Below are 25,618 nucleotides of genomic sequence, written 5' to 3'. Positions count from 1 at the left end.
GCCCGTGGTCAGTTGGAGGCACAAAGGGCGCTCCAGATCACGATGGTTTTAGCAAACCATCGAACACACTCCTCCTCATCCTCTATGCGAGGAAGCGCTCCGGCCGATACGGCGCGATGTCGATTACGGGCTTCTCACCCGTCATCGCCTGTGCCAGCGCGCGGCCGGTGACCGGCCCTAGCGTCATGCCGTGATGCGCGTGGCCGAAGGCGAACCAGAGGCCTTCGTGTCGCGGAGCCTTGCCGATAACGGGCATCATGTCGGGCGTGCAGGGCCGCGCGCCCATCCACGGCTCCTCGTCGCGCCGCTCGGCGAGCGGGAAGAATTCGCGAGCGACCCGCTCCGCCCGCGTCAGCTGCACCGGCGTTTTCGGCGCGTCGCGCAGTGCGAACTCGGCGCCGGTCGTCAGCCGGATACCGCGCAGCATCGGCGCCAGGAAATATCCCTTCTCGGCGTCGAGCACCCAGTTGTTGAGTTGAGCGCCCTCCCGGGCGCCGTAATGCATGTGGTAGCCGCGCTTCACGGCAAGCGGGAAATGATAGCCGAGCTTTCGCGTCACCGTGTCGGCCCACGGCCCGAGCGCGACGACGACCTCCCGCGCCTCCAACGGGCCGTCCGGTGTGGCGACACGCCAGCCCGCCCCTTCCAGAATGTGCTCCAGTGTCGCGGCATCGCCGGAAACGAGCCGGCCGCCGAGCGACTGGAAGTAGGCGAGATATGCCTTGTTCAGGCTGTGCGGATCGCGGATCGACCACGGATCCGTCCAGCGCAGGCCGCCGGCGAGTTCGACCTGGATGGATGGTTCGATCGTCTTCAGCTCGCTGGTCGAAAGCTTCTGGTGATTGACTCCGAACCCGGCGGAAAGCCGTTCTGCGTCCTTATAGGCCGCGTCCCGCTCCTTTTCGGTGCGGAAAACCTTCATCCAACCATCCTTGCGAATGAGGTCGCCGGCGCCGGACGCGTCGATCAGGTCCTGATGTTCCGCGATCGAATGTTCGATAAGCGGTGCATAAAGATGAGCTATCTTCTGGTGCTGGGTGAAGCCCGAGTGCCACCAGTAGCGCGCGAGGAACGGCACGAGACTGGGCAGCGCACGGAAGTGATAGCTGGCGTCGATCGTGTTGTTCAGGGCGTAACGGAAAAGCGCTCCAAAATTGTGCGGGAAGCCGTAAGGGAAGACGCCCTCGCGCTGTATCAGGCCTGCATTGCCGAAGGACGTTTCCTCCCCGGCGCCGCGCCGATCCAGAAGCACCACCGACTTTCCAAGCCGAGCCAGATGGATCGCGCTGGAAATCCCGACAATGCCGGCACCGAGAACCACTACGTCCGTCTTCATGTGCAGATGCTCCTATCCGTCATGCCGCCGTGCCGCGTCACTTCACGACGACAACTTCCAGGGATTTCATGGGAGATGGTGTCCTGACATGCGCGGCGGATATTCGCATGAATAGCCAAGCGAACCCGGCAGGGCAAGGGAACAGAGCGTCACACCACAACTGGAAAGGGGTGGAGACGAGAGCTCCACCCCTTATCGATCGGCACCTTTTTTGCGGGCGGCAAGCCCCGCCTGGAGGCTCACGTTCGGCGGATGAGACCCGCTACGAGCGAGATCACGAGGAATATGAGGAACAGGAAGAACAGGACTTGCGCAATTCCCGCCGATGCGCCGGCAATTCCGCCGAAGCCGAGGACACCGGCGATGATCGCGACGATCAGGAACACGAGAGCGTAATAGAGCATCTGCTATCTCCTTGTCAGCGTTATCGAAATCGAAACGCGTGTCGGCTCGCCTTTGTTCCCGGGCCGGCCGTGGCTGCGCGGTGCGAGGTTGTCTACCCGGTTCAGAAAGCATTGATTAACCAAGAGAACCGCAAATAGAACCGAACTTATATTTCACGTGCAAGCGAGAGGAACCTTCGAAAGCGCTTGGCGTTGTTCGAATTGAAAGAATCTCCAGGAAGACAATGAAGATACCATCGCGACATATCTGGAAGACCGTAAACGATGCGGGCCGTTATCAGACCGATCTGCGTGATCGGAATCTCCATATCGGCAGGACGATGCGCGACCTTCAGCGGCACTCCGAGGAAAAGTACAACAAGCGGATCCAGGCGCTGCTCGAAACTCTGGAACGTGCCGAACGCCAGTCGCATAAATGACGACCGCTCCGTGTCCCTCCGGCAACAGGCATGCGCGCCGGCGTCATCGCGCGCGGAACAAAAGGCGCCAATCGGCGTTTTGGCGACAATAACAAGCGCCGCGGCGGCGGCATCCATGGGAGATGGGAATGCAAGCCTTGGCGGCGCCTGTTGTGACCAGTGGGGACCGACGCTCAGATGAGCGCCGCAGCGGCTCCAGCCGTGCCTCGGTGCGCATTTCCACCGAAGACTATGCTCGGCATCTCCAGCAGTTCTGTGTCAACCCTGAATAGGAACGCGTCATGAAGAAGTTACTCGTCGTCGCAAGCCTGATCCTTCCCTTGGCTGCCTGCACGCAAACGGAACGAGGTGCGGCAATCGGCGCTGCCTCCGGCGGTATCATCGGCGGTGCCATATCCAATGATGTCAGGGGAGCTGCGGTAGGTGCCGCTGTCGGCGGTGTCGCCGGTGCCCTTATCGGTCGTGCGAACGAGCCCGGCTATTGCGTCTATCGCGACCGCTACGGCCGCCGCTACACGGCGCGCTGCTGATACGGATAGTTCTCGGGCCGCGCTCCTGCCGGGGCGGCTCGGTTTGTCGGTGGCCGCCAGCGTGAAAGCTGCGGCGTCACTCGCGCGGTCGTTCTTCGGCCTCATCCAGACGGTGCAGAAGGTCCAGAAAGTGCTGCGGCACGGGTTCGTTCTCCACCGTCTGGTAGAGCGCCTTCAGCTTCGAAGCGATTTGACCGTGAGGTTGCGTCGTCTCGGCGCGGTCGATCCCCGCTGGCACGGCGCCTTTCTTTGAGGACTTCTTCATCTTCCCGTTCCGTGCGGGCTGCAGTTCCGCGCCATTTCAGGTCCACGGTACCTGATGTGGCGCTTTTCGTGCCTGTCGGAATAAGCTTCAGCCAATCCCATCCAAGGTCGCAGCAGCCGGTCGCCCAATTCATTTGCCGCGATTGTTTCTCAAGGCTTTCCATAAACCGGAATACGTGCTCAAAACATTTGAGGTATCCTGCTTGCGCCGTCGGCAAGATATGCACAATAGTTTAGGAAGGTCTAAATGCCACTTTCCACAAGGATTGCGCCCCACCTCCCCTATCTTCGGCGTTACGCCCGTGCCGTCACCGGCTCGCAGGCAGCCGGCGATGCCTATGTCTCTGCCGTGCTCGAAGCGCTGATCGACGACCTGGGGCTTTTCCCGGCCGCGTCGAACGATCGCATCGGTCTTTACAAGCTGTTCTGTTCCCTGTTCGGAAAACTCAAGATCGACCGAACTCAGCTCGCCTCGCCTTTCGCATGGGAGCAGAAGGCGGCTTCCAATCTCTCCCTCATCGCGCCGCCCCAGAGACAGGCATTCCTTCTCGTCGCCCTTGAGGGTTTCTCGACCGGCGAGGCAGCGGAAATCATGGGGCTGGACCACGGCGCCTTCGGCAAGCTGCTGACCAGCGCCTCGGAGGAGATTTCGCGCCAGATCGCGACCGACGTGATGATCATCGAGGATGAGCCTCTCATCGCGTTGGACATCGAGGACATGGTGACGAGCCTCGGTCACCGGGTCACCGGGATCGCCCGCACGCGCCGCGAGGCGCTTGATCTCTATCACCAGACATCGCCGAAAATGGTGCTCGCGGATATCCAGCTGGCCGACGGCAGTTCGGGCATAGACGCGGTCAACGACATCCTGACGCAGGCGGCCGTACCGGTCATCTTCATCACCGCCTTTCCCGAACGGCTACTGACCGGCAAGAAACCCGAGCCGGCCTTTCTGGTGACCAAACCCTTCAACCCGGAAACCGTGAAGGCGCTGATCAGTCAGGCTCTTTTCTTCGACGAACATGCGCAGGCCGGAGCGAGCTAGAGCATTTCCTGTTTCATGGAAACGGTGAAATGCTCCAACCCTTTGGTCCAACGCGCTTCCGGACGGAAAACCGTTACACGCTTTTCCTGGAAGTGCTCTAAGGCCTGTTGAGATTCGGGTCACCCGCCGCCGCTTGTTTGATTCCCTCATTCCTGTGCTCGTCACAGGGATGAGGTGGGGAGCGATTGCAGTCCTCCGAACATTTTCCTACAGCGCGGCGCGTCTTATGAGACGCGCGCATGAAGGATCAGCCCGGCAACTGGCGTTCCGGCTGCGGCAGCAGGGTCTGCTCGAATATGATCATCGCGATCAGCGAAAGCGGAAAGGCGAGGAGCGCTCCGACAGCACCCCACATCCACGTCCAGAAAATGATCGCGACGAAGACCAGGAACGGGTTGATATCGAAGCGTTGGCCGAGGATGGCGGGCACCAGCAGATTTTCCATGGCGAGGTGAACGGTGAAGAAGGCGACCGCCGGGGCGATGGCCACGATGAGCGCTTCATGCGTCATCAGCCCGCCGACGAGCAAAGAGAGGGTCATGAAGGTGACCCCGAGATAGGGAATGAAACTCGAGACGAAGGCGAACAGCCCCCAAAGCGGGGGCATCGCCAATCCGCCGACCAGCGCAATGACCATGGTTATGAAGCCCAGCGCCAGATAGATCAGGCTGGCGGTCGAGAAATAATGCGTAAGCGCATCCTCCAGGGCGTTCATGATCCGGATCGCGCTCAGGCGACCTTCGCGGCTGGGAAAAGCGAGAATGATCGTGCTGCGCAACTGAACGCGCCCCAGCAGGAAGAGCACAAGCGCGGCCAGGAAGATCAGGGTCTGCACCAAAGCGGGCGTCAGGCTTGCCGCCGCGCCGCCGATCAGCGGTCCCGCATTCTTGACGATGACGTCGGCGAAAGCCTCTTCTCCGCTGCCGCGGGCAAGCGCTACGTTTATCCATTCGAAGCGCTGCAGATAGGGCAGTATCCGCTCCATGAGGCCTTCGACCAGCCGCGGCGCCTCGCGCGCGACCTCGGTGATCGGCCAGAGGATGGCATTGACCAGGTATGACAGGCCAAGCAGAAAGCAAAGCGCCAGCAAAAGGCCGCCGAACATGGGCGGCAGCCCGAACCGGGCCAGTTCATCGGCGGCGCGGCCGAGAACGATGCCGATGACGACGGCGAGCGTAATCGGCAGGAGGATCGCTTCCATCGCATAGACGACTGTCGCGCAGGCGATCACGAACAGTCCAATGACGCTCCACGCGCCGGCGAGATCGATGCTGTCGCGTTTTCGGGCGACGATCGCCGATGCCTCGGCTAGCGCGATTTCCCTCTCCGCTTCGCGCTTTCGTCGACGCTCGGCCGTCGTCCGCCCGACTATGTCCATCGGCACCTACCTCTCAAACGCTCATGCGGCGAACAGCTCGTTCGCGAATGCGGGACGGAGGTGGCGCACTCCACCGCGGATGCCCCCGCGAAGCCTTGCTCAATGTCGCTCAAGCGGGACAGGTGAAGCGTGGCGGAAAGCAGGCCAGGCTCACCGATGATGATCAGCAATGTATAGGCCACGCCCTGCGGCGTGCGCGGGAAGAGGTCCATGCCGAATACCGGCACGTCAGGACGGGTCGTGGCACCCGGTAGAGCATGTCTCATCCTCCTTGCGGAACGCACCGATAAACGCCGCAACTGCGGAAATCGTTCCTGCGCGACAAGCGTGTAAGGACGGCAGCAAAACGCCGCCGGCCCAGGGGCCGACGGCGGGGAAAGTGGAGCGTATATCTGCTTGCTTGAAACGGCTTAGAGAGCTGCCGTCACGATGACTTCGACGAGATATTCCGGGGTTGCGAGTTTCGCTTCGCCGGTCGCGCGCGCCGGCGCGTGGCCCTGAGGCACCCAGGCGTCCCAGACCGAGTTCATCTTGGCGAAGTCCGCCATGTCGGCGAGCCAGACGGTCGTGGAAAGAATGCGCGTCTTATCCGTGCCTGCGAGCGCCAGCAGACGATCGACCTCCGCCAGCGCCTGCTTCGTCTGGGTGACGACGTCGTCGCCGGCATTGCCGACCTGGCCGGCGAGATAGACCGTGTTGTTGTAGACCACAGCCTGGCTCATCCTCGAGCCGCTTTCGAAACGCTTGATTTCCATAATCCTCATCCTGGTGTTGGGCCGAACAACGGTCTGCCGGCATTTGGGTGATACGTATTTCCGCTCAGGCGGCATTCTTCCGGGCGAGCCGGGCCTTGATGCTGGCAACATCCGCCCGCGGCGTCGCCGCGAACAACGTCTTCGTATAATCGTGCTGCGGGTCGGAGAATACCGCGTCCCGGCTGCCATACTCGACCGCTTCGCCGTAATACATCACCATTACGTCATCGGCGATGTAGCGCACCACCGACAGATCGTGACTGATGAAGACATAGGTGAGCTTGAATTCGTCCTGCAGATCGGCGAGCAGGTTCAGAACCTGCGCCTGTACGGAGAGGTCGAGCGCCGAAACCGGCTCATCCAGAACCAGAAGCTTGGGATTGAGCATCAGCGCACGGGCAATCGCGATGCGCTGCCGCTGGCCGCCGGAGAACATGTGCGGATAGCGATTGTAGTGCTTCTCCTCGAGGCCGACCTTCTTCAACATCGCCATTGCCCGCTCTCGGCGTTCGCCTGCCGGAACCTTGGTGTTGATGATGAGCGGTTCCGCGAGAATATCGCCGATCTTCTGGCGAGGATTGAGGGAGCCGTAAGGGTTCTGAAAGACGATCTGAACCTTGCGGCGCATCTCCGCCGTCAGCCCCTCGCGCGCGATGTCGACCGTCTTGCCGTCGATCGACAGCTCGCCCGCCGTCGCCGGGTCGATGAGCGTGATGATGCGTCCGAGCGTAGACTTGCCGCAGCCGCTTTCGCCCACGATCGCGAGCGTCTTGCCCTCGTCGACCGTGAAGCTTACGCCCTTCAGCGCATGAACGGTGCGCGCCGCACGGAACAGGTTTCCGGGAATATGATAGTCGCGCACCAGGTTGCGGGCTTCGAGAACATGGGTCATCGAGCAGCTCCCTCGAGCATCTGTTGCTCATTGAAAAGTTCGGAAATCGTCGGCAACCGGTCTCCCGTCGCATTCTCCGGCAAGGCCGAGAGAAGCGCGCGGGTATAATTGCTCTTCGGCGACTCGAACAGCGAAAGGACATCCGCCTCTTCGATCTTCCGGCCCTTGTACTGCACGATGACGCGATCCGCCGTCTCCGCTACGACGCCCATGTTATGGGTGATCATGATAAGGCCCATGCGGTATTCCTGCTGCAGCTTCATCAGGAGATCGAGGATCTGCTTCTGAATCGTCACGTCCAGTGCGGTCGTCGGCTCGTCCGCGATGAGCAGTTTAGGGTTGCAGGCAAGCGCGATGGCGATCATCACGCGCTGGCACTGCCCGCCCGACATCTGGTGCGGAAAGTGCCCGAGGCGCTCGGCGGGGTCGGGAATGCCGACCGCATCGAACAGCTCGATCGCGCGCTTGCGCCGCGCTGCCCGGTCGAGACCCATATGTATGCGCAGCACTTCCTCGATCTGGAAACCGACCGTGAAGCACGGATTGAGGCTGGCGATGGGCTCCTGAAAGATCATCGCAATGTCCTTGCCGACGATCTTGCGCCGGTCGGAGGCCGGCATCTTCAATAGATCCCGTCCGTTGAAGGCGAGCTTGTCCGCGGTCACCTTGGCGGTCCAGGGCAGAAGCCCCATGGCGGCAAGCATGGACACGGATTTGCCGGAGCCCGATTCCCCGACGATCGCCAGGACCTCGCCCTCATGCACCTTGAGCGAGACGCCGTCGACGGCTCGGAACGGCCCGGACGCCGTCTGGAATTCGACGACGAGGTTTTCGATTTCGAGAAGCGCCATGTCAGGACCTCTTCAGCTTGGGGTCGAGTGCGTCGCGCAGGCCGTCGCCCATCAGATTGATTGCCAGAACGGTCACGAGGATAGCGAGGCCGGGAAGCGTCACGACCCACCAGGCACGGAGGATGAATTCGCGTGCTTCCGCCAGCATCGTTCCCCATTCCGGCGTCGGCGGCTGCGCACCCATACCCAGGAAGCCGAGTGCCGCCGCATCGAGGATCGCGCTCGAAAACGAGAGCGTCGCCTGGACGATGAGCGGGGCCATGCAGTTCGGCAGGATGGTCTTGAACATCAGCCTCGCATGTCCGGCTCCGGCGACCTTCGCCGCCACGACGTAGTCGCGCGTTTTCTCCGTCATCACCGCCGCCCGCGTCAGGCGGACGAAATGCGGCTGGAAAACCAGCGCGATCGCGATCATCGCATTGGTGAGGCCCGGCCCCAGCACCGCCACCAGGACGAGCGCCAGCAGGAGCGACGGGAAGGCCAGGATGATGTCCATGATCCGCATGATGACCGTGTCGATCCACCCGCGGAAGTAGCCGGCGATGACGCCGACGAGGATTCCGCCCGTCAGGGACAGAACCGTCACGATGACGCCAACGAAGAGCGAGAACCGTGTGCCGTAGATGAGACGGGAGAGCATATCGCGGCCCACGGCGTCGGTCCCGAGCAGGAAAGTCGCGCGGCCGCCTTCCTGCCAGACGGGCGGGAGCAGCACCGCCTCGCGGAACTGGATGGTCGGGTTATGGGGTGCCACCAGCGGAGCGAAGATGGCGAGCAGCACCAGGAACAGGAAGAAGAACAGGCCGATAACGGCGCCGCGGTTCTCCGAGAAATAGTACCAGAATTCGGCGAGACGCGCCCGGCGCGTCGGATCGGTCGATATGGCGGTTGTCGCGGTAACTTCGGTCATATCGCTCTCCTCAGTGCCGGATGCGGGGGTTGATCAGGCCGTAGAGCAGATCCACGGCGAGGTTCACCAGCATGATGACCGCGGCGATGATCAAAAGCCCGCCCTGTATGACGGCATAGTCGCGCCGGAAGACCGAATCGACCATCCATTTGCCGATCCCCGGCCAGGAGAAGATCGTCTCCGTCAGGATCGCGCCCGCCAGCATCACACCGACCTGCAGGCCGATGGTGGTGACGACAGGGATCATCGCATTGCGCAGCGCATGAATGCCGACCACACGGAAGGTGGAGAGCCCCTTGGCACGTGCCGTGCGCACATAGTCCTCGGAAAGCACTTCGAGCATTGCAGAGCGGGTCTGGCGCGCAATGACGGCGAGCGGAATGGTGCCGAGAACGATCGTCGGCAGGATGAGGTGATTGAAGGCCGACTGGAACGCCCCTTCCTGGCCGGACAATAGCGAGTCGATCAGCATGAAGCCGGTGACCGACGGGAAGAAGAACATCAACGAGATACGCCCGGACACCGGCGTCCACTGCAGAATGCCGGAGACGACGATGATCAGCAGCAGGCCCCACCAGAAGATCGGCATCGAGAAGCCGATGAGCGCGGTGCCCATGATGATCTGGTCGAAGATGGACCCGCGCTTGACTGCCGCGACGACACCAGCGGGGATGCCGACGACCACCGCGAAGATGATGGCGCAGAGCGACAGCTCGACGGTCGCCGGGAAGAGCTCCATGAACTGATCGATCACCGGCTTCTTGGTGACGATCGACGTTCCGAAGTCGCCCTGCAGAACGCCCCAGAGATAATCCAGGTACTGCATCACGATCGGGCGGTCGAAGCCCAGTTGGTGGGAGATCTCGGCGTGCCGCTCCGGCGACATCACCCGTTCGCCGGAAAGCAGCGCCACGGGATCGCCGGGAAGCAGGCGGATGAAGGAAAAGGCGATGATGGAAACCCCGATGAAAGTCGGGATCAGCACTGCCAAACGCCCCAGAAGGAATCGGAACATAGTCAAACCTCATGCCAACCGTGCCCGCATGAGTGGCGGCACTGGCAAAAAGGAAGAGGGGCGCTCGCCAGCGGCAAACGCCCCCTTCGGATCTGTCGATAAGATTACTCTACAATATCAACGCCGTCGAAAGCAAAGTCGCCGAGCGGGCTCTGCACGAAGCCTTCGACATTCTTGCGCATCGGGACGATGGAGAGCGAGTGGTCGAGCGTTGCCCAGGGAGCTTCGCGCTTGAAGATGACCTGCGCTTCCTCGTAGAGCTTGGTGCGCTCTGCGACGTCGGATGCTTCCTTCGCCTTCGTGACGAGGTCGTCGAACTCCTTGTTGCACCACTGCGCGCGGTTGTTGCCGCCGACGGCATCGCAACCGAGCAGAGTGTCGAGGAAGTTGTCCGGGTCGCCATTGTCGCCCGTCCAGCCGAGGATGACCGCACCGTCGCGGTCCTTCGCCTTGGACTTCTCGAGATATTCCGCCCATTCGTAGGAAACGATTTCGACCTTGACGCCGACCTTTGCAAAGTCCGCCTGCATCAGTTCGGCGGCGCGACGGGCGTTCAGCATGTAGGGACGCGCGACAGGCATTGCCCAGACCTTCATCGAAAGGTCCTTGACGCCGGCATCCTCGAGCATCTTCTTGGCCGCTTCCGGATCGTAGGTGTCGTCTTCGATCTGTTCGTTATAGGACCACATCGTCGGCGGAATCGGGTTGACCGCCGGCTGCGCCTGTCCCTGGAAGACGGCATCGACGATCGCCTGCTTGTTGATCGCCTTGTTCAGGGCCTTGCGCACTTCGACCTTGTCGAAAGGCGCCTGCGTCGTGTTGTAGGCGAGATAGGCGACGTTGAGGCCGGCCTGCTCCATCACCTTGAGGTTCGGATCGGCCTTCATGGCTTCCACATCGGCCGCGTTCGGATAGGGCATCAGGTGGCATTCGCCGGCCTGCAGCTTCTGAAAGCGAACGGCCGCATCCGTGGTGATCGCGAAGACCAGATCATCGATCTTCTGTTTTCCGCCCCAGAAGTCCGGATGAGCCTTGTAGCGGATGACCGCGTCCTGCTGGTAGCCGACAAAGGCGAAAGGACCGGTGCCGAGCGGCATCTGGTTGAGCTGGTTCATCTTGCCTTCGGCCTGCAGCTTGTCGGCATATTCCTTCGACATGATCGAAGCGAAGGGCATGGCAAGATTGGCGAGGAACGGCGCTTCCTTGCGCTTCAGCTTGATCTTGACCGTCATGTCGTCGACTTTCTCGACCGACTCGAGCAGTTCCGGCAGGCCCATGCCGGCGAAATATTCCCAGGAACCGCCGGTTACGTAGCCGTGCCACGGATGGTCGGACTTCCACTGGCGCTCGATCGAGAAGATCACATCGTCGGCGTTCAGTTCGCGAGTGGGGGTGAAGAACTCGGTCGTCTGGAACTTGACGCCGGGACGCAGCTTGAAAGTATATTCAAGGCCGTCGTCGGAAATCGTCCAGCTTTCGGCGAGCCCGGGCTCGGTCTCCGTCGTGCCCTTCTTGAACTCGAGAAGACGGCTGTAGACGGTATGCGCGGCAGCGTCGAAGGTCGTGCCGGCCGTATAGAGGCCGGGATCAAAGCCCTCCGGCGACCCTTCCGAGCAGAAGACGAACGTTTTCGACCAGGCGGTGCCGGCCATCAGCGTGGCAATCGCCGTCGCTGCCAAGAGAGTAGTGAGCTTTTTCATGAGCTTGCTTCCCAGATTTGTTTTTGTTCTCGCAATTTATCTGACACGGCATGACGTTTACACCCGGTCAAGGGCGGATGGAACGACATTTGGCGTCGCAATGCAATAAGTCGCTTTGGAATTTTGTCTATGCGAAAAATTCTTCCGCAAACAGAGCATGCGGAACTATCCCCGACTTTCGCCGGCAGCCGCGGTTCCGGGGCAAGCAATGCGAGTCGCGAACTCTCAAGGGGAATGCAGATAAACTCTAAGCTGCGCTGTCGAAGGGAAACATTCGACCTCGAAAATGCTCGCTACCTTCAAGGTGCCGAGATCGCCCGCCGGAAGCGAGACCTGTCGACTGGAAGCAGCAGTTCGCGGATGAGTTGCCGCCAGCGTACGCGGGTTTTCCGTCCCGCTCTCACGCTGCTTCAGGGCAGAGCCTCTCGGCCGCAAGCTCGCAGACGCGAGTGAACTCAGGCGGCCGAGGTCTGCGGGCGCACCGGCTCTTCCAGGCCCAGGAGGAAGTTGATCTGCGGCCGGGCCTTGACCAGGTCGTCGATCGTGTATCCCTGAAGCACTTCGAAAAAGGCGTTCAGCGCCTTGCGCAGCGCGGCGTTGAGGCCGCAGCTGTCCACCAGCGGGCAGTCGATCTCGCCCGCCTCGAAGCATTCCGCCATGGCGAAACTGTCTTCCGTGACTTTGACGACGTCGAAAAGGGTGATCTCCGACGCCGGCTTCGGCAGGCGGACGCCGCCGTTGCGGCCGCGCACCGTCTCGACCAGGCCGGCTCTCGTGAGCGGCTGCAGAATCTTGAAGAGGAACAGCTCGGATACGCCGTAAGCCCTCGCAATCTCGGGAATGCGGCTGAGCTTCTCGCCGTTCGCAGCACAGTACATCAACATGCGTACCGCGTAGTTGGTTTGCTTCGTCAGACGCATTTTTTGCTCCGGATTCGATAAATTCGTGCCTCATCATATAGGACGGATCGCAGTTTGGAACAATTCCAAAAAGTGGAAATATTCACGAAGGTTATCTCTTCACCTTTTCGCTGTTGACTGATGCGCCGGCGGACGGCAGAAATATGATTGAGTTAGTTAAGTTTAAAACACGAAAAAGGAGAGAGCACCATGCAAATTTCAAAAGCGCTGATCGGAGCGCTGTCCATAGCGGCGACGTTTCTTGCCTCTACGGCGGTCCGAGCCGACGGAGAGGTCAACATCTACTCTTACCGGCAGCCGGACCTCATTAAGCCGCTTTTGGACGCCTTCACCGAGAAGACAGGCATTGCGACCAACGTGCTCTTTCTCGACAAGGGTCTTGTCGAGCGCATCCAGGCGGAAGGCGCAAACTCTCCAGCCGACGTGATTCTGACCGTGGACATCAGCCGCCTGACCGAAGCGAAGGACGCGGGCGTGACGCAGCCGGTCGTCAACGAGACCATCAACAAGGACATTCCCGACCATTTCCGGGATCCGGACGGCAACTGGTTCGGCCTGACGACACGCGGCCGCGTCGTCTATGCCTCGAAGGAGCGCGTCGCGCAGGACGACATCACCTATGAGGAACTCGCCGACCCGAAGTGGAAGGGCAAGATCTGCACCCGCGACGGCCAGCACTCCTATAATGTCGGCCTGTTCGCCTCCATGATCGCCCACCACGGCGAAGCCGAAGCGGAAAAATGGCTGACCGGCCTCAGGAACAATCTCGCCAAGAAGCCGGACGGCGGCGATCGGGACCAGGCCAAGGCGATCTTCGCCGGCGAATGCGACATTGCGCTCGGCAACAGCTACTATGTCGGCCTTATGATCACCAACGAGAAGGAGCCCGAGCAGAAGGAATGGGCTTCGGCGATCAAGGTGCTGTTCCCGAACACCAAGGACCGGGGCACGCATGTGAACATCTCCGGCATGGCGCTCGCCAAGAACGCGCCGAACAAGGAAAATGCCCTCAAACTCATGGAATTCCTGTCGGAAGGCGAAGCGCAGAAAATCTATGCCGAACAGGTCTTCGAGTATCCGGTTCTGCCGGGCGCCGAACCATCGGAAGTCGTGAAGTCCTTCGGTGAGATCAAGCCGGACACGCTGCCGCTTGCCGAAATCGCGGCAAACCGCAAGAAGGCCTCGGAAATCGTCGACAAGATCGGCTACAACGACGGCCCGCAGGACTGAGACCGACCATCGAAGCAATACGAGGACGGCGGGCGCATGCCCGCCGTTTTCGTGCCGCTCCAGTGGGGCGAACAGTTATTCGCGCCGCTTTCGCGCCTCTTCGATCCAATCGGAGGCCTCCCGAAGGAGGCCCCGGTCGAAGCAGGCGTTCGCTGCCGCGTTATCGCATCGTCGGTATCGAGAACTCGGCTCCATCCTTGATGCCGGACGGCCAGCGGGACGTGATCGTCTTCGTCCGCGTCCAGAACTTGATCGAGTCCGGCCCATGCTGGTTGAGGTCGCCGAAGGACGAGGATTTCCAGCCGCCGAAGGAATGGTAGGCGAGCGGAACCGGGATCGGAACATTGACGCCGACCATGCCGATATTGATGCGGGAGGCGAAGTCGCGCGCCGCATCGCCGTCGCGGGTGTAGATGGCGACACCGTTGCCGTATTCGTGCTTCATCGGCAGCGACAGGGCCTCTTCGTAATTCCTGGCCCGGACGACCGACAGGACGGGTCCGAAGATTTCGGTCTTGTAGATGTCCATGTCGGGTGTGACGTCGTCGAAGAGGCAGCCGCCTATGAAGTGGCCGTTCTCATAGCCCTGCAGCTTGAAGTCGCGGCCGTCGACCACGAGCTTCGCACCCTGCTCGATGCCGCTGTCGATCAGGCTGCGGATGCGCTGCTCCGCCTCCTTGGTGACGACGGGGCCCATATCGGCCTTTTCGTCGGTATAGGGACCGATGCGCAGGCTTTCGACCATCGGAACAAGCTTGTCGATCAGCCGGTTTGCGGTTTCCTCGCCGACCGGAACGGCGACCGAGATCGCCATGCAGCGCTCGCCCGCGGAACCGTAGCCGGCGCCGATGAGGGCGTTGGCCGCCTGGTCAAGGTCGGCGTCCGGCATGATGATCATGTGGTTCTTTGCGCCGCCGAAGCATTGCGCACGCTTGCCGTTCATCGCCGCCGTGCCATAGACGTAGCGGGCGATCGGGGTCGAGCCGACGAAGGAAACGGCGGCGATATCGGGATGCGTCAGGATCGCATCCACCGCGCCCTTGTCACCGTTGACGACGTTGAGGATGCCCGCCGGCAGACCGGCTTCGATCATCAGTTCGGCAAGGCGGATCGGCACGGAGGGATCGCGTTCGGAAGGCTTGAGGATGAATGCATTGCCGCAGGCGATCGCCGGGGCGAACATCCACATCGGGATCATGCCGGGGAAGTTGAACGGGGTGATGCCGGCGCCGACGCCGACCGGCTGGCGGATCGAGTACATGTCGATGCCGGGACCGGCGCCTTCGGTGAATTCGCTCTTCTGCAGGTGTGGAATACCGATGACGAATTCGCAGACTTCGAGGCCGCGCACGATGTCGCCCTTGGCGTCGTCGATGGTCTTGCCGTGCTCGCGGGAAAGCATCTCGGCCAGCTCGTTCATGTTGTCGTTCAGGAGCTGGACGAACTTCATGAAGACGCGGGCGCGGCGCTGCGGGTTGGTTGCGGCCCATTTGGGCTGGGCAGCCTTGGCGCTCTCGACGGCGGCGGCCAGGTCCGCGTCGCTCGCCAGCGCTACGGTGCCTTGAACTTCGCCCGTTGCCGGGTTGAAGATGTTGCTGACGCGACCGCTCGTGCCGGCAACGCGCTTGCCGTCGATGAAATGACCGAGTTCATACATGAGTGTTTCTCCTGACCCTTGATTGTGCCCTCATGATCGCACTACGATTTCAACAATTCAATTTCCGAATTTCAGGAACCGTTGTGCGCAAATTAAAGTCCATGAAAGCGTTCGCATGAACTGGGACGACGTCCGGGTATTTCTGGCCGTCGCTCGGACGGGCCAGATCCTCGCCGCCTCGAAAAGGCTCGGCATCAATCACGCGACGCTCAGCCGGCGGGTTACCGCGCTCGAGGAAAAGCTGAAAGCGAAGCTCCTCATCCGGCGTCCCAACGGCTGCGAACTAACGGCCGAAGGCGAGGTCTTCTTTGCCGCGGCCGAGCGCATGGAAACCGAGATGCTCGCCGCCCAATCGCAGGTCGGGCGGATCGATACGGCGATCGCGGGCACGGTGCGCATCGGCGCCCCTGATGGTTTCGGCGTCTCGTTCCTGGCGCCGCGTCTCGGGCGGCTCACGGCACGTTACCCGGAATTGAAGCTCCAGCTCGTTCCTGTTCCGCGCTCCTTCTCGCTGTCGCAGCGCGAGGCCGATATCGCGATTACCATCGAACGACCGGAACAGGGGCGGCTCGTCTCGTCCAAGCTTACCGATTATACACTGGGCCTCTACGCATCGGCAGAATATCTTGGCCGCTACGGCACACCCGGGACTGTCGACGATCTCAAGAACCATCGGCGGATCGGCTATGTGGAGGATCTGATCTTCACACCGTCGCTCAATTTCTCCAGCGAGGTCATGCGCAGCTGGAACGCCTCCTTCGAAATCTCCAGCGCCACCGGCCAGACCGAAGCCGCCCGGTCCAGCGCCGGCATCGGCATCCTGCATAATTACATCGCCCGGCAATATCCGGAGCTTGTACGCCTGCTCCCCCAGACGACGATCCGCCGCGCCTACTGGACGACCTATCACGAGAGCGCCCGCGACCTGGTGCGCGTGCGTACGGTCGCAGCGTTTCTACAGGAACTGGTGACGGCGGAGCATCAGATCTTCGTTTAGAGCGGAATGAGGGAAACTGTGTGCGGTTTCCGACCGCATCCCTCGTCTCAACTCGACCTGACATCATGAACGTCAGCCGAGCAGCATCTTCAGGTGGTCGTTCAGGAAGCGCCCCTTCGGGTCCAGTTCCCTTCGCAGCGAACGGAAGTCCCCGGCGCGCGGATAGAGATGCGTCACATCGTCGGTGTCGAGGAAATGCATCTTCCCCCAATGCGGCCGCGAGTCGTATCCGCGCAGGATCTGGTCGACGTCCTTCAGAAACGCCCAGTAATCGATCCCCGGCCCCCCCGAGACGGAGAGCGTGATGCTGTCCTGGTGATGGAAGGGGCTCATCCACGCCGGATCGCTGGCGGTGAAGCGATATTCGATCGGATAGATGCAGTTCGTATGCTTGTTGAGCATGAGATCGCGGACGGCTCTGACCGCTGCCTTGCCGTGTTCGAGGGGCACCGCATATTCGAGTTCGACGAAGTTGGGGACGTATTCGATGGGATAGACTTCCGAACTGTAGGCGATCTTTTCGAACTCGCTCTCCATGGGCGCCGCGTCGGTGATATCCATCACCTTCATTTCGCAGACATCGGCCAATTTGTTCGTGGACGAGACGGCCGAGGTATCCGGCAGGCAGTAGAGGTGACGGCTTTCCGGCGTCGGGCACCAGAAAAATCCGAAATGCCGGTGATTTGCGGCCAGTTCGTCATGGCGCTCCATGCAGGTCTCGAAGTCGTCACGCCACAGCCGCTCGTGCAGGTTATAGGCGTCCATGACGTTGAGCGTCATGGACGAGATGACGCCGAGCGTGCCGACCGAGACCTGGGCCGCGTGGAGCAGTTCTTCGTTGCTCCCATCGATGTCGAGAATTTCCCCGTTCGCCTTGACGATCCTCATCCCGGCGATCGAAGACGCCATGTTTCCGAGCTTGATCCCGGTCCCGTGGGTTCCGGTGGTAAAGGCGCCGGCCACCGCCTGGCTGTCGATATCGCCCTGATTGATCAGCGACAGTCCGTGCTGCTTCAGCGTCTTGCCCACCTCGTTGATGCGCGTTCCGCCTGCTACGGTAATTTGCTTGCGCGCCTTGTCGACGTTCTGAACGCCCCTGAGATTTGCCAGCGACAAAAGGAGACCGCTGGTCCCGACGACCGGCGTGAAGGAGTGGCCCGAACCCGAAACGCGCACTCCGAGATCCCGCCTGTCCGCCTCTGCGACCAGCTCGGCCAGTTCGGATTCGGTTTCGGGCGAGGCCTTGTATTGCGATACGCAGTACTGATTGCCTACCCAGTTCCGCCAGACTCCACCCTTCTCGAAAGCCATGTTTCTCCCCTCACACCGCTGTAAAACAATTGTCGACGAACAGATGGGCGCCGCTGACGAAGCTTGCGTCGTCGCTCGCAAGATAAAGGGCGGCCTTGGCGACCTCGTCCGGCCGGCACATCCGCCCCTGCTGGGCGGCGATCGCCGCCTCGGAGACATCGACCCCGTAGCGGGTCAGCTCCTCGACTTCCCTTTGGCCGTGCGCCGTCTGGATGAAACCGGGGCACACCGCATTGCACCGGATGTTCCGATCCCTGAACTCCACGGCGACGGATCGGGCGAACATGTGGCACGCCCCCTTGGTCGTATTGTAAAGGACCTCCATCGGCGTTGCGGCCACCGCCGATATGGAAGAGGTGCAGACGATCGATCCGCCTCCGGCGTCGATCATCTGGGGAAGGACGGCGCGGGTCATGAGGAACATGCTGCGCACGTTGACGGCCATCAGCCGGTCCCACTCGTCGGCCGTGGTCTCCAGAAACGGCCGAATGACGATGGTACCCGCGTGATTGAACAGGACCGTGATCGGTCCGAGTTCTCCCGAAACCCTCTCCACCGCTTGCGTTACCTGACGTTCGTCCGACACGTCGGCCGAGGCGAATGCCGCTCTGAAGCCCTCGCTGCGGAGGCGGGCGGCGATGGCCTCGCCATCGCTCTGCGGGAGATCCACGATCCCGACCGCTGCGCCCTCCCGAGCGAAAAGTTCGGTGGCGGCGAGACCACACCCCCCTGCCCCGCCGCTGATAAGCGCAATTTTTCCGTCCAGTCGACCAGCCACGTGCTCCTCCAGCCGTCGTCGTGCTGCCTGCCGGCGCGGACTGGAGGACGGCTCTCTCGGCGTCTTGATGTCCCGGTCGGCTAAGGCAGCTATGATGCTTGTTCCACTTGGTCAGATTGCCGCAGCGTGACGAAGCAGTCTATATTCCAAAGGTGATAAGGTCGGGGCCACATCCCCGACGCAACGAGGATCGAGTGCAGAAGACCGAAGTGCCAGACCTATCGGCCATTGCCACTGTCGTGGGACAGATCGGCAGGCCGACATTGCCGGACGCGCTGGACGACATGCTCGCGAGAGTGGCACCGTTCGACCTGTCGGCGATCTTCGGCTTCCCCTTTGATTCAAGGCCGCTGCTCTTGCACGACGGCTATCGGCAGCATGCCGAGGCCTCGGCTCTCAAAGCCTATCTCGACGGCGCATATCTGTTCGACCCTTTCTACACTGCCTGCACAGAGAACCTTCAGCCGGGGATCTGGCGAATGCGGGAGCTCGCCCCGGACGAATTCTTCGATTCCGAATTCTACAGTTCCAGAGAGGTTCACCCCTGCATCTCCATGCAGGCCGGCTCACTCGTGGAGGAAATCGGCTTTCTCATCCCGCTGGAGGGAGGCTTCAATGCCGTGTACTCGCTCATGCGTTCGCAAGGCCTTCCTTTTTCAGCCGACGAGGTGGAAAGACTGAAGCAGATCGAGCCCTTCGTTCGCGAAACGGTGCGCTCGCACTGGCGCGACGCGCGCGCGAATGACCGTCAGCTTCGTCTGGACGACCTCATGGAGACGGCCTTCGCTTCGTTTTGCGAGGATCGCCTTACTTACCAGCAGCGGCGAATCGTGCAGCTTATTCTGAGGGGGAACAGCAATTATGCGATTGGACAGATACTCTCCGTGACGGAAGGAACCGTCAAACTGCATAGGCAGAACATCTACAAGAGACTGAACATCTCGAGCCAGCGGGAACTTTTTGCGATGTTCGTGGAGCGGCTACTGCCCCCACTTCCTCCGGAAGCACGGTAATAACCTATCGGCTCTTTCGCCGTCTGGGCATTCGACCACAAACACGAGCCTTGCGGACCGTGGACCGGCTGGAAGGGTATGTCTTGAAAGAAATGGTACGGTTGGGTGGTCTCGAACCACCGACCTCAGGTGCCACAAACCTGCGCTCTAACCAACTGAGCTACAACCGCACTCGACAGGCGACTCCAATGTTATTCGGGTCGTCGCTTGGCGGCTCACATACGGTCACTCACACCGATTTGCAAGCCTTAAGTTCAGATTATCCAGCAAAAAGACCGGATGGCAAGCCACCCGGTCTTTGCTTCGAATCCGATTGATACGGCGCGGCCGATCAGCCCTTCTTGAGGCTGGACATCGCCTTTTCCGCGGCATCCTTGCCGGGCTTGGCAACGTTCTCGGCGACCTTGCGCGTTGCTTCCTGCATCGTCTTCGCCTGCTCGACGGCAAGCTCTGCCTGCTTGCGGATGAAGGCGGTCTGCAGTTCGACGAGTTCGGAGAGCGACCTTACGCCGAGCAGAGCTTCCATGTGCGAGAGCGAGCTTTCGGCATTGGTGCGCAGCGCGTCGATGGCCTTGAGGCCGAGTTCGACGGTGCCCGATTGAGCGCTCTCGACCGTCGCTTCGACAGTCTTCGCTGCTTCTTCGGTCGCGGTCTTCATCTTGGCGTAAGCTTCCTTCGACTGCGCGGCGCCCTTTTCGGCGAACTCGCGGAAGCTGTCGGCAAACTTGGTCGGGTCGAAAGAGAGGGAAAATGCGTCTTCGGTCTTCCTGGTAGCCATTTCATGCGCTCCTTGGTGTGGCCCTCTTCAGAGGCGCCGTTTTGATTGATGACGGTTCTATAGCGGATTTGGTTGTGCGTTGCAATAAATTTGTGCAGCGCACAATAAACCGTGCACATTAACCTTCCGCGCCGAAAGACGTGGCCGAGGCCGCACCGTTGCTGGACCCTCGCCGATGGGCTGGGTATTAATAGAGCGTTAACGCGCAAGCGATCCGTCAGTAGGTTTGCCGATGCCCGAAAGACAGTACCCCTTCATCGACATTGCCGTGCATGCACGGGTGCGGGAGCATTTTGCCCGGGGGGATGCGTCCGTCCTTTTTTCGAAGAGTGTCGCGCGGGTGCTATGGGCCAACGACCAGGGCGCAAAGCTGTTCGGGACGGCCTCGGTCTACGATTTCATCGATACCGACCTCGATCCGAGCGATCTTTCGCTTCGCCAGTTGCGCGCCGCCGCGGCGCAGCTCGCCGCCGTCGGGGACCGCCGGCAGCTTCTGATCCGTATGGCATCGGGCTTTCGCCGGCTTCTGCTCAACGCCGCCGTGGAGATGATCCGCATCGCACCCGGGGAAGAGGCAATTCTGTTCACCGCGCCGAACAACGGCAAGGCGCTTTCGGCCGAGGCCCGCGCCGAGGCTATGATTGCCGGGCTCGACGGACCGGACACGCACATGGCCGTGCTCGATAGCGACGGGTCCATCATTGCCGGCTCGCCCGGCTTCGAGAGTCTTGGCCTTTCGGCGGATATTCGCCGAACGCTCGTTGCAGCCGCTGCGAACGACAAGGATCGCCTGATCAAGCGTCCGGTCGCGACGGAAAAAGGGCGCCTGCCGGCTGCAGTCGGCAAGATTTCGGACCACCCGGCCCTCCACCTGCTCTTCGCGGTGGAGGCAATCCTCGAAAAACCGGAGACCGGAGAGGCCGTCGGCGAAACAGCGCAGGAGCAGGCGATCCCCGCCGCACCTGCGCCGTCGAGCGAAACACGAGAGGTGGTTCCTCCGTCCGCGACACCGGCGGAGACGGACCAGGCGGAGGCGCCCGTTGAGGAAGCCGAGGCCCCGGAGGCGGCTGCAGCGAGAGAACACGAAGTGCCTGTCGAGAACGGCACCGCGGAGGATGCGCAAGGGGAGCTCGCTCCGAAGGACGAGGCCGAGGCGGCCGATCTCGCCGAGCCTGAAACGCCGCTTGAAGCCGAACCGGCTTCCGGCGAACCGGCTGGCGATGCGAATCGTGGCGGCGAAACCGCCGACTTTGCGTTTGCGGCCGGCGGACGGGCGGTTCGGTTCGTCTGGAAGATCGACGCGGAGGGACGTTTCAGCGAAATCTCCGAAGAGTTCGCGTCAGCCGTCGGCCCGAAGGCCGCCGACGTGATCGGCGTGACCTTCACCGATCTCGCCGAGCGCTACGATCTCGACCCCGACGACAAGATCAACGAGCTTCTGCACCGCCGCGATACCTGGTCCGGCAAAACGATCTTCTGGCCGGTCCAGGGAACCAATCTCAAGGTGCCGGTCGATCTCGCCGCCCTTCCCACCTATTCCCGTTCGCGCGAGTTCGACGGCTTCCGCGGCTTCGGCATCGTCAGGGTCGCCGACGCCGTGCCGGACGCGAAGGCGGCCGGGCTTTCCCTCGACCGGCCGGCGCCGGCGCAGATCGCGCAGGCATCAAGCGACATGTCGGCTGAGGGCGCCGATGCGCCGCAGGCTGAGGCTGGCTCCAGGACCGGCCCTGCCGCCGGCAGTGGGAAAGATGCGGCCGAGGTTGCACCGGACGTATCGGAAGACCCTTTCCGCGGCGAACAGCCCGCGTTGCGGGTCGTCGAAACGACCGGACGGCAGGCCTCCGACAAGGTCATCGACCTCGACGAGCGCCGACCGGCGGGAGCCGGCGCGCTGACCCGCGGCGAGCAGGCGGCCTTCCGCGAGATTGCAAGGCAGCTCGGCGAGCATTTCGCCCCTGATCCGCTGCCGCAGGAGGGCAGATCCGAAGGCCGACCCGCAGCGGACACCTCCCTGAGCACTCCGGCTGCCATGCAAGAAAGCCGACAGACGGAGGAAGCCGAGGCGCCAGGCGGACGGCACGATGCGGCGCCGGCGGGCGAAACCCCTGCTGCAGCAACGGAGCCCGGCCTCACCGCACGCAACGGCGCAGCCATGAGCAGCGAGATCCTCGACAGGCTGCCGGTCGCGTTGCTGGTTCACCACGGCGACGCCTTGCTGCATGCCAATGCGGAATTCCTGCGGCTGACCGGATATGAGGATCTCGAAGCCTTCGAGCAGGAGGGTGGCCTCGAGGCCCTGTTCGCTCTCGGAAACGAGGCAGGCGCAGCAAAGCCGAACGGAACCATGACGCTGGTCCGCAAGGATGGCAGGCTCGTTCCCGTCGGCGCCCACCTGCATTCGATCCGCTGGGAAGGAAAGAGCGCGCTGATGCTTGCGCTGACCCCGGCCGGCGCAAGCGAAGCCGAGAAGCAGGCGCTCGAAGACGAAGGAGCGGCAGAAGCAAGCCGGCTCCGGATGGAGATCGACGAGCTCCGATCGATTCTGGAAACCGCGACCGATGGGGTCGTGGTCCTCGGACGGGACGGCGACATCCGGACGATGAACCGCTCCGCAAGTGCGCTTTTCGACTATGACGAGGCCGATATGCGCGGAAAGCCGTTCGCCGCGCTCTTCGCCCATGAGAGCCAGAAGGCGGTGATCGACTATCTCCAGGGCCTTTCCGGCCACGGCGTCGCAAGCGTGCTCAACGATGGCCGGGAAGTGATCGGCCGCGAGGCCGCCGGCGGCTTCATTCCGCTGTTCATGACCATCGGCCGGCTCTCCTCCTCCAATGGTTACTGCGCCGTCATCCGCGACATCACCCAGTGGAAGCGGACCGAAGAGGAACTTCGCAACGCCAAGCGCGCCGCCGAGACGGCAAATGCTCACAAGACGGAATTCCTGGCCCGGGTCAGCCACGAGATCCGCACGCCGCTCAACGCCATTATCGGGTTTTCCGACATGATGGCGAGCGAGCATTTCGGCCCCATCGGCCATCCGCGCTATATTGAATATGCCGGCGACATCGGCCGGTCGGGACGGCATGTCCTCGACATCGTCAACGATCTGCTCGACATCTCGAAGATCGAGGCCGGCGAGATGGATCTCGACTTCGGCGCCGTTGATCTCAATGAGGCCGTTTCCGAGGCCGTGTCGCTGGTGCAGCCGCAGGCCAATAGCCAGCGCGTGATCATCCGCACCTCGCTGTCGGGCTCCGTGCCGGAAGTCGTCGCCGACGACCGTTCGATCAAGCAGATCGCCCTGAACATCCTCGCGAATGCCATCCGCTTTACGCCGTCGGGCGGCCAGATCGTCGTGTCGACCTCCTACGAGGCCAATGGCAGCGTCATGCTGAGAATCCGCGACACCGGCATCGGCATGACCCGCAACGAGCTCGACCAGGCGATGAAGCCCTTCCGTCAGGTCACGACCGGCGGCCGCAAGCGTGGCGACGGCACCGGCCTCGGCCTGCCGCTGACCAAGGCGATGGCGGAAGCGAACCGAGCGCAGTTCGCAATCACTTCCGCCCCGAACGAGGGCACACTGGTGGAAATATCCTTTCCCTCACAACGCGTCTTGGCCAATTGAAACCGAATGCTGTAAGGAAATGTTGACCTGAAGGAACCAGTTTGTCGGTTCTCGAAGGTTGAGGAAACTGCGGGCCGTTTCCTCACTCGTCATTTCGATCGGCATTGCTTCGGACGGATCGTTTGCACTTCACCGCCAAAAGCCTCAAGCGGCGCTACGCCAGCTCCGGCACCGGCCTTCACCATCCGCTGCTCACCGGCTGGGCCGGACTCGCCTCCGCCGTCGTGCTCATGCCGATTCTTGCCATTGCGTGGCTCGCCATTTCCGGCGGCACCGCAGACTGGCCGCATCTCATCGAAAACGTGATCCCGCGCGCAACCGGTCGCACGCTTCTCCTGGTCCTGTTCACCGGCACCGCCACCGCCGTGATCGGCATCGTCACCGCCTGGCTGGTGGCAACCTATGAATTTCCGTTACGCCGCTTCCTTTCCGCGGCCCTGGTGCTGCCGCTTGCCATACCGGCCTATCTTTCGGCCTATGCCTTCGGGGAGCTGCTCACCTTCACCGGCCCTGTGCAGGGTCTGATCCGAGCCCTCTTCGGATTTCAGACGAGCCGCGATTACTGGTTTCCCGACGTGCGCTCCCTCGGCGGGGCCGTGCTCGTGCTGAGCTCGGTGCTCTATCCCTATATCTATCTCGCCTGCCGCTCCATGTTCCTCATGCAGGGCCGCGCTGCCGCGGACGTAGCCCGGACGCTGGGCGCCGGACCGCTGAAGGTCTTCTTTCGCGTCCAGCTTCCGATGGCGCGGCCGGCGATCATGATCGGCCTCACGCTCGTTGCCATGGAAACGCTGAACGATATCGGGGCGGTCGAATTTCTTGGCGTGCAGACCCTGACCTTCTCCATCTTCGACACCTGGCTCAACCGCGGCAGCCTCGCCGGCGCGGCGCAGATCGCCTGCATCATGCTGGTTTTCGTCATCGCGCTGATGATGGTCGAGAGGGCGGCGCGCCGCAGACAGCGCTTTGCGAGCCAGAAGACCACGGCCGCAGTTCACGATGCCGCGCGGCTGAAACTTTCCGGCTGGAAGAAATGGGCAGCGACGGCCGCCTGCCTTCTGCCGACACTGTCGGGCTTTGCCGTTCCCTTCCTCGTTCTGGGCGACTATGCCCTGAAACGCCTCGACCAGTTCCTGGCGCCGCGCCTCCTGAGTGCGCTGCTGCACAGCATCCTCGTCTCCGGCCTGACGGCGTTTGCGACCGTGCTCCTGGGTTTCGTGCTCGCCTATGCCGCGCGCACCGGGCGTTCGCGCATCAGCGATATCGCCGGGCGGCTCGCCTCCTTCGGCTATGGCGTGCCCGGGACGGTCCTGGCAATCGGGGTGCTCTTTCCGCTCGCGGCCCTGGACAACGCCATCGACGCCGAGATGCGGGGGCTTTTCGGGATTTCCACCGGCCTGCTCATGAGCGGCACCGGCTTTGCCATCATCTATGCCTGCACGGTCCGGTTCCTGACCATGGCGGAAGGGACGCTCGAGGCCGGCTTCCAGAAACTGTCGCCGCATCTGGACATGGCCGCACGCGCGCTCGGACGCACGAGCGGCCAGACGCTGCGGGCGGTCCTCCTGCCCATGATGCGGCCCGCAGTGCTGACGGCCGCGCTCCTCGTCTTCATAGAGACGATGAAAGAGCTTTCCGCGACCATCATGCTGCGTCCGTTCAATTTCAATACGCTCGCGACGCTGGTCTACGAGGATGCCTCGCGGGCGAAGGTGGAAGACGCCTCCGTTGCGGCGATGATCATCGTCCTGGCCGGGATGGTCCCCGTCATCCTCGTGTCCCGGTCGCTCGAACGCAGGTCATAGAC

The 25,618-nt window shown here is 62.0% G+C and carries 23 protein-coding genes and 1 tRNA gene; 7 read left to right on the top strand and 17 right to left on the bottom strand.

The annotated features are described in order from the left end of the window. Window positions 1-82 precede the first annotated feature (82 nt). From ACFHWW_RS13620 to ACFHWW_RS13610, 3 genes are all read right to left on the bottom strand, one after another. A complete protein-coding gene (locus ACFHWW_RS13620; protein ID WP_100669483.1) occupies window positions 83-1,336 on the bottom strand; it encodes an FAD-binding oxidoreductase in 1,254 nt (417 codons plus the stop codon). A gap of 239 nt (window positions 1,337-1,575) precedes the next feature. Further along, complete coding sequence (locus ACFHWW_RS13615; protein WP_003527150.1) at window positions 1,576-1,740, bottom strand: DUF1328 domain-containing protein; 165 nt, start codon at window positions 1,738-1,740, stop codon at window positions 1,576-1,578. A gap of 146 nt (window positions 1,741-1,886) precedes the next feature. Further along, window positions 1,887-2,276 (bottom strand): hypothetical protein, encoded by a 390-nt coding sequence (locus ACFHWW_RS13610; protein WP_379938681.1) that lies wholly within the window; start codon window positions 2,274-2,276, stop codon window positions 1,887-1,889. Between the two features lie 164 nt (window positions 2,277-2,440). Here ACFHWW_RS13610 and ACFHWW_RS13605 point away from each other — a divergent pair, with 164 nt between their 5' ends. Beyond that, entirely contained in the window at window positions 2,441-2,689 is a 249-nt protein-coding gene (locus ACFHWW_RS13605) for a YMGG-like glycine zipper-containing protein (RefSeq protein ID WP_003527142.1), read from the top strand. Window positions 2,690-2,765: 76 nt separating this feature from the next. On the opposite strand, the gene ACFHWW_RS13600 is transcribed toward ACFHWW_RS13605, so the two are convergent. Further along, window positions 2,766-2,954 carry a NepR family anti-sigma factor gene (locus ACFHWW_RS13600; RefSeq protein WP_275596729.1) on the bottom strand — a complete coding sequence of 63 codons (189 nt, stop codon included), beginning with the start codon at window positions 2,952-2,954 and terminating at the stop codon, window positions 2,766-2,768. A gap of 246 nt (window positions 2,955-3,200) precedes the next feature. On the opposite strand from ACFHWW_RS13600, the gene rsiB2 reads away from it, so the two are divergent. After that, window positions 3,201-3,998: a PhyR-type response regulator RsiB2 gene (gene rsiB2, locus ACFHWW_RS13595; protein WP_018094288.1), complete on the top strand. Its 798-nt coding sequence runs from the start codon at window positions 3,201-3,203 to the stop codon at window positions 3,996-3,998. 247 nt (window positions 3,999-4,245) lie between these two features. Here rsiB2 and ACFHWW_RS13590 read toward each other — a convergent pair whose 3' ends face one another. The 8 genes from ACFHWW_RS13590 to rirA all read right to left on the bottom strand — a co-directional run bounded on the left by ACFHWW_RS13590 (window position 4,246) and on the right by rirA (window position 12,419). Then, the gene (locus tag ACFHWW_RS13590; protein WP_379938678.1) at window positions 4,246-5,376 is read right to left on the bottom strand and encodes an AI-2E family transporter; all 1,131 of its coding nucleotides are present in this window, start codon (window positions 5,374-5,376) and stop codon (window positions 4,246-4,248) included. 410 nt (window positions 5,377-5,786) lie between these two features. Beyond that, window positions 5,787-6,131 carry a RidA family protein gene (locus ACFHWW_RS13585; protein WP_379938676.1) on the bottom strand — a complete coding sequence of 115 codons (345 nt, stop codon included), beginning with the start codon at window positions 6,129-6,131 and terminating at the stop codon, window positions 5,787-5,789. A gap of 64 nt (window positions 6,132-6,195) precedes the next feature. Beyond that, window positions 6,196-7,023 carry a dipeptide ABC transporter ATP-binding protein gene (locus ACFHWW_RS13580; RefSeq protein WP_018094285.1) on the bottom strand — a complete coding sequence of 276 codons (828 nt, stop codon included), beginning with the start codon at window positions 7,021-7,023 and terminating at the stop codon, window positions 6,196-6,198. Next, a complete protein-coding gene (locus tag ACFHWW_RS13575) occupies window positions 7,020-7,874 on the bottom strand; it encodes an ABC transporter ATP-binding protein (RefSeq protein ID WP_018094284.1) in 855 nt (284 codons plus the stop codon). The genes ACFHWW_RS13580 and ACFHWW_RS13575 overlap by 4 nt, the downstream gene beginning before the upstream one ends. 1 nt (window position 7,875) lies before the next feature. Beyond that, window positions 7,876-8,784 (bottom strand): ABC transporter permease subunit, encoded by a 909-nt coding sequence (locus ACFHWW_RS13570; protein ID WP_018094283.1) that lies wholly within the window; start codon window positions 8,782-8,784, stop codon window positions 7,876-7,878. A 10-nt stretch (window positions 8,785-8,794) separates the two neighbouring features. Further along, window positions 8,795-9,799 (bottom strand): ABC transporter permease subunit, encoded by a 1,005-nt coding sequence (locus ACFHWW_RS13565; RefSeq protein WP_018094282.1) that lies wholly within the window; start codon window positions 9,797-9,799, stop codon window positions 8,795-8,797. Window positions 9,800-9,903: 104 nt separating this feature from the next. After that, window positions 9,904-11,499: an ABC transporter substrate-binding protein gene (locus tag ACFHWW_RS13560; RefSeq protein WP_018094281.1), complete on the bottom strand. Its 1,596-nt coding sequence runs from the start codon at window positions 11,497-11,499 to the stop codon at window positions 9,904-9,906. Between the two features lie 455 nt (window positions 11,500-11,954). Beyond that, window positions 11,955-12,419 carry an iron-responsive transcriptional regulator RirA gene (gene rirA, locus ACFHWW_RS13555; RefSeq protein WP_018094280.1) on the bottom strand — a complete coding sequence of 155 codons (465 nt, stop codon included), beginning with the start codon at window positions 12,417-12,419 and terminating at the stop codon, window positions 11,955-11,957. 189 nt (window positions 12,420-12,608) lie between these two features. Here rirA and ACFHWW_RS13550 point away from each other — a divergent pair, with 189 nt between their 5' ends. Beyond that, the gene (locus tag ACFHWW_RS13550; protein WP_100669489.1) at window positions 12,609-13,649 is read left to right on the top strand and encodes a Fe(3+) ABC transporter substrate-binding protein; all 1,041 of its coding nucleotides are present in this window, start codon (window positions 12,609-12,611) and stop codon (window positions 13,647-13,649) included. Between the two features lie 160 nt (window positions 13,650-13,809). Here the strand turns inward: ACFHWW_RS13550 and ACFHWW_RS13545 are convergent, their stop codons facing one another. Beyond that, the gene (locus ACFHWW_RS13545; RefSeq protein ID WP_100669491.1) at window positions 13,810-15,306 is read right to left on the bottom strand and encodes a CoA-acylating methylmalonate-semialdehyde dehydrogenase; all 1,497 of its coding nucleotides are present in this window, start codon (window positions 15,304-15,306) and stop codon (window positions 13,810-13,812) included. Between the two features lie 115 nt (window positions 15,307-15,421). On the opposite strand from ACFHWW_RS13545, the gene ACFHWW_RS13540 reads away from it, so the two are divergent. After that, window positions 15,422-16,303 carry a LysR family transcriptional regulator gene (locus ACFHWW_RS13540; protein ID WP_100669493.1) on the top strand — a complete coding sequence of 294 codons (882 nt, stop codon included), beginning with the start codon at window positions 15,422-15,424 and terminating at the stop codon, window positions 16,301-16,303. Window positions 16,304-16,375: 72 nt separating this feature from the next. Here ACFHWW_RS13540 and ACFHWW_RS13535 read toward each other — a convergent pair whose 3' ends face one another. Together ACFHWW_RS13535 and ACFHWW_RS13530 are read right to left on the bottom strand one after the other, a co-directional pair. After that, the gene (locus ACFHWW_RS13535) at window positions 16,376-17,614 is read right to left on the bottom strand and encodes a D-arabinono-1,4-lactone oxidase (protein WP_379938671.1); all 1,239 of its coding nucleotides are present in this window, start codon (window positions 17,612-17,614) and stop codon (window positions 16,376-16,378) included. A gap of 10 nt (window positions 17,615-17,624) precedes the next feature. Beyond that, on the bottom strand, window positions 17,625-18,392 hold the full coding sequence (locus ACFHWW_RS13530) for an SDR family NAD(P)-dependent oxidoreductase (RefSeq protein WP_379938669.1): 768 nt from the start codon (window positions 18,390-18,392) through the stop codon (window positions 17,625-17,627). Window positions 18,393-18,586: 194 nt separating this feature from the next. Here ACFHWW_RS13530 and ACFHWW_RS13525 point away from each other — a divergent pair, with 194 nt between their 5' ends. Further along, window positions 18,587-19,405, top strand: a complete 819-nt coding sequence (locus ACFHWW_RS13525) for a LuxR C-terminal-related transcriptional regulator (protein WP_338278269.1) — start codon at window positions 18,587-18,589, stop codon at window positions 19,403-19,405. 93 nt (window positions 19,406-19,498) lie between these two features. On the opposite strand, the gene ACFHWW_RS13520 is transcribed toward ACFHWW_RS13525, so the two are convergent. Both ACFHWW_RS13520 and phaP1 read right to left on the bottom strand, forming a co-directional pair. Beyond that, a tRNA-His gene (locus tag ACFHWW_RS13520) sits at window positions 19,499-19,575 on the bottom strand. A 161-nt stretch (window positions 19,576-19,736) separates the two neighbouring features. Next, window positions 19,737-20,183 (bottom strand): phasin PhaP1, encoded by a 447-nt coding sequence (gene phaP1, locus ACFHWW_RS13515; protein WP_003527110.1) that lies wholly within the window; start codon window positions 20,181-20,183, stop codon window positions 19,737-19,739. Between the two features lie 232 nt (window positions 20,184-20,415). Between phaP1 and ACFHWW_RS13510 the strand changes: the two genes are divergently transcribed. Further along, entirely contained in the window at window positions 20,416-23,811 is a 3,396-nt protein-coding gene (locus ACFHWW_RS13510; protein ID WP_379938666.1) for a PAS domain S-box protein, read from the top strand. Between the two features lie 122 nt (window positions 23,812-23,933). Next, entirely contained in the window at window positions 23,934-25,616 is a 1,683-nt protein-coding gene (locus ACFHWW_RS13505; protein WP_275596735.1) for an iron ABC transporter permease, read from the top strand. Window positions 25,617-25,618: the final 2 nt, after the last annotated feature.

Source organism: Sinorhizobium sp. P24N7, from assembly GCF_042436655.1.
Taxonomy (GTDB): domain Bacteria; phylum Pseudomonadota; class Alphaproteobacteria; order Rhizobiales; family Rhizobiaceae; genus Sinorhizobium; species Sinorhizobium meliloti_A.
The sequence above is the reverse complement of the archived record's forward strand: the minus strand, read 5'-3'. Positions and strand labels throughout refer to the sequence as shown.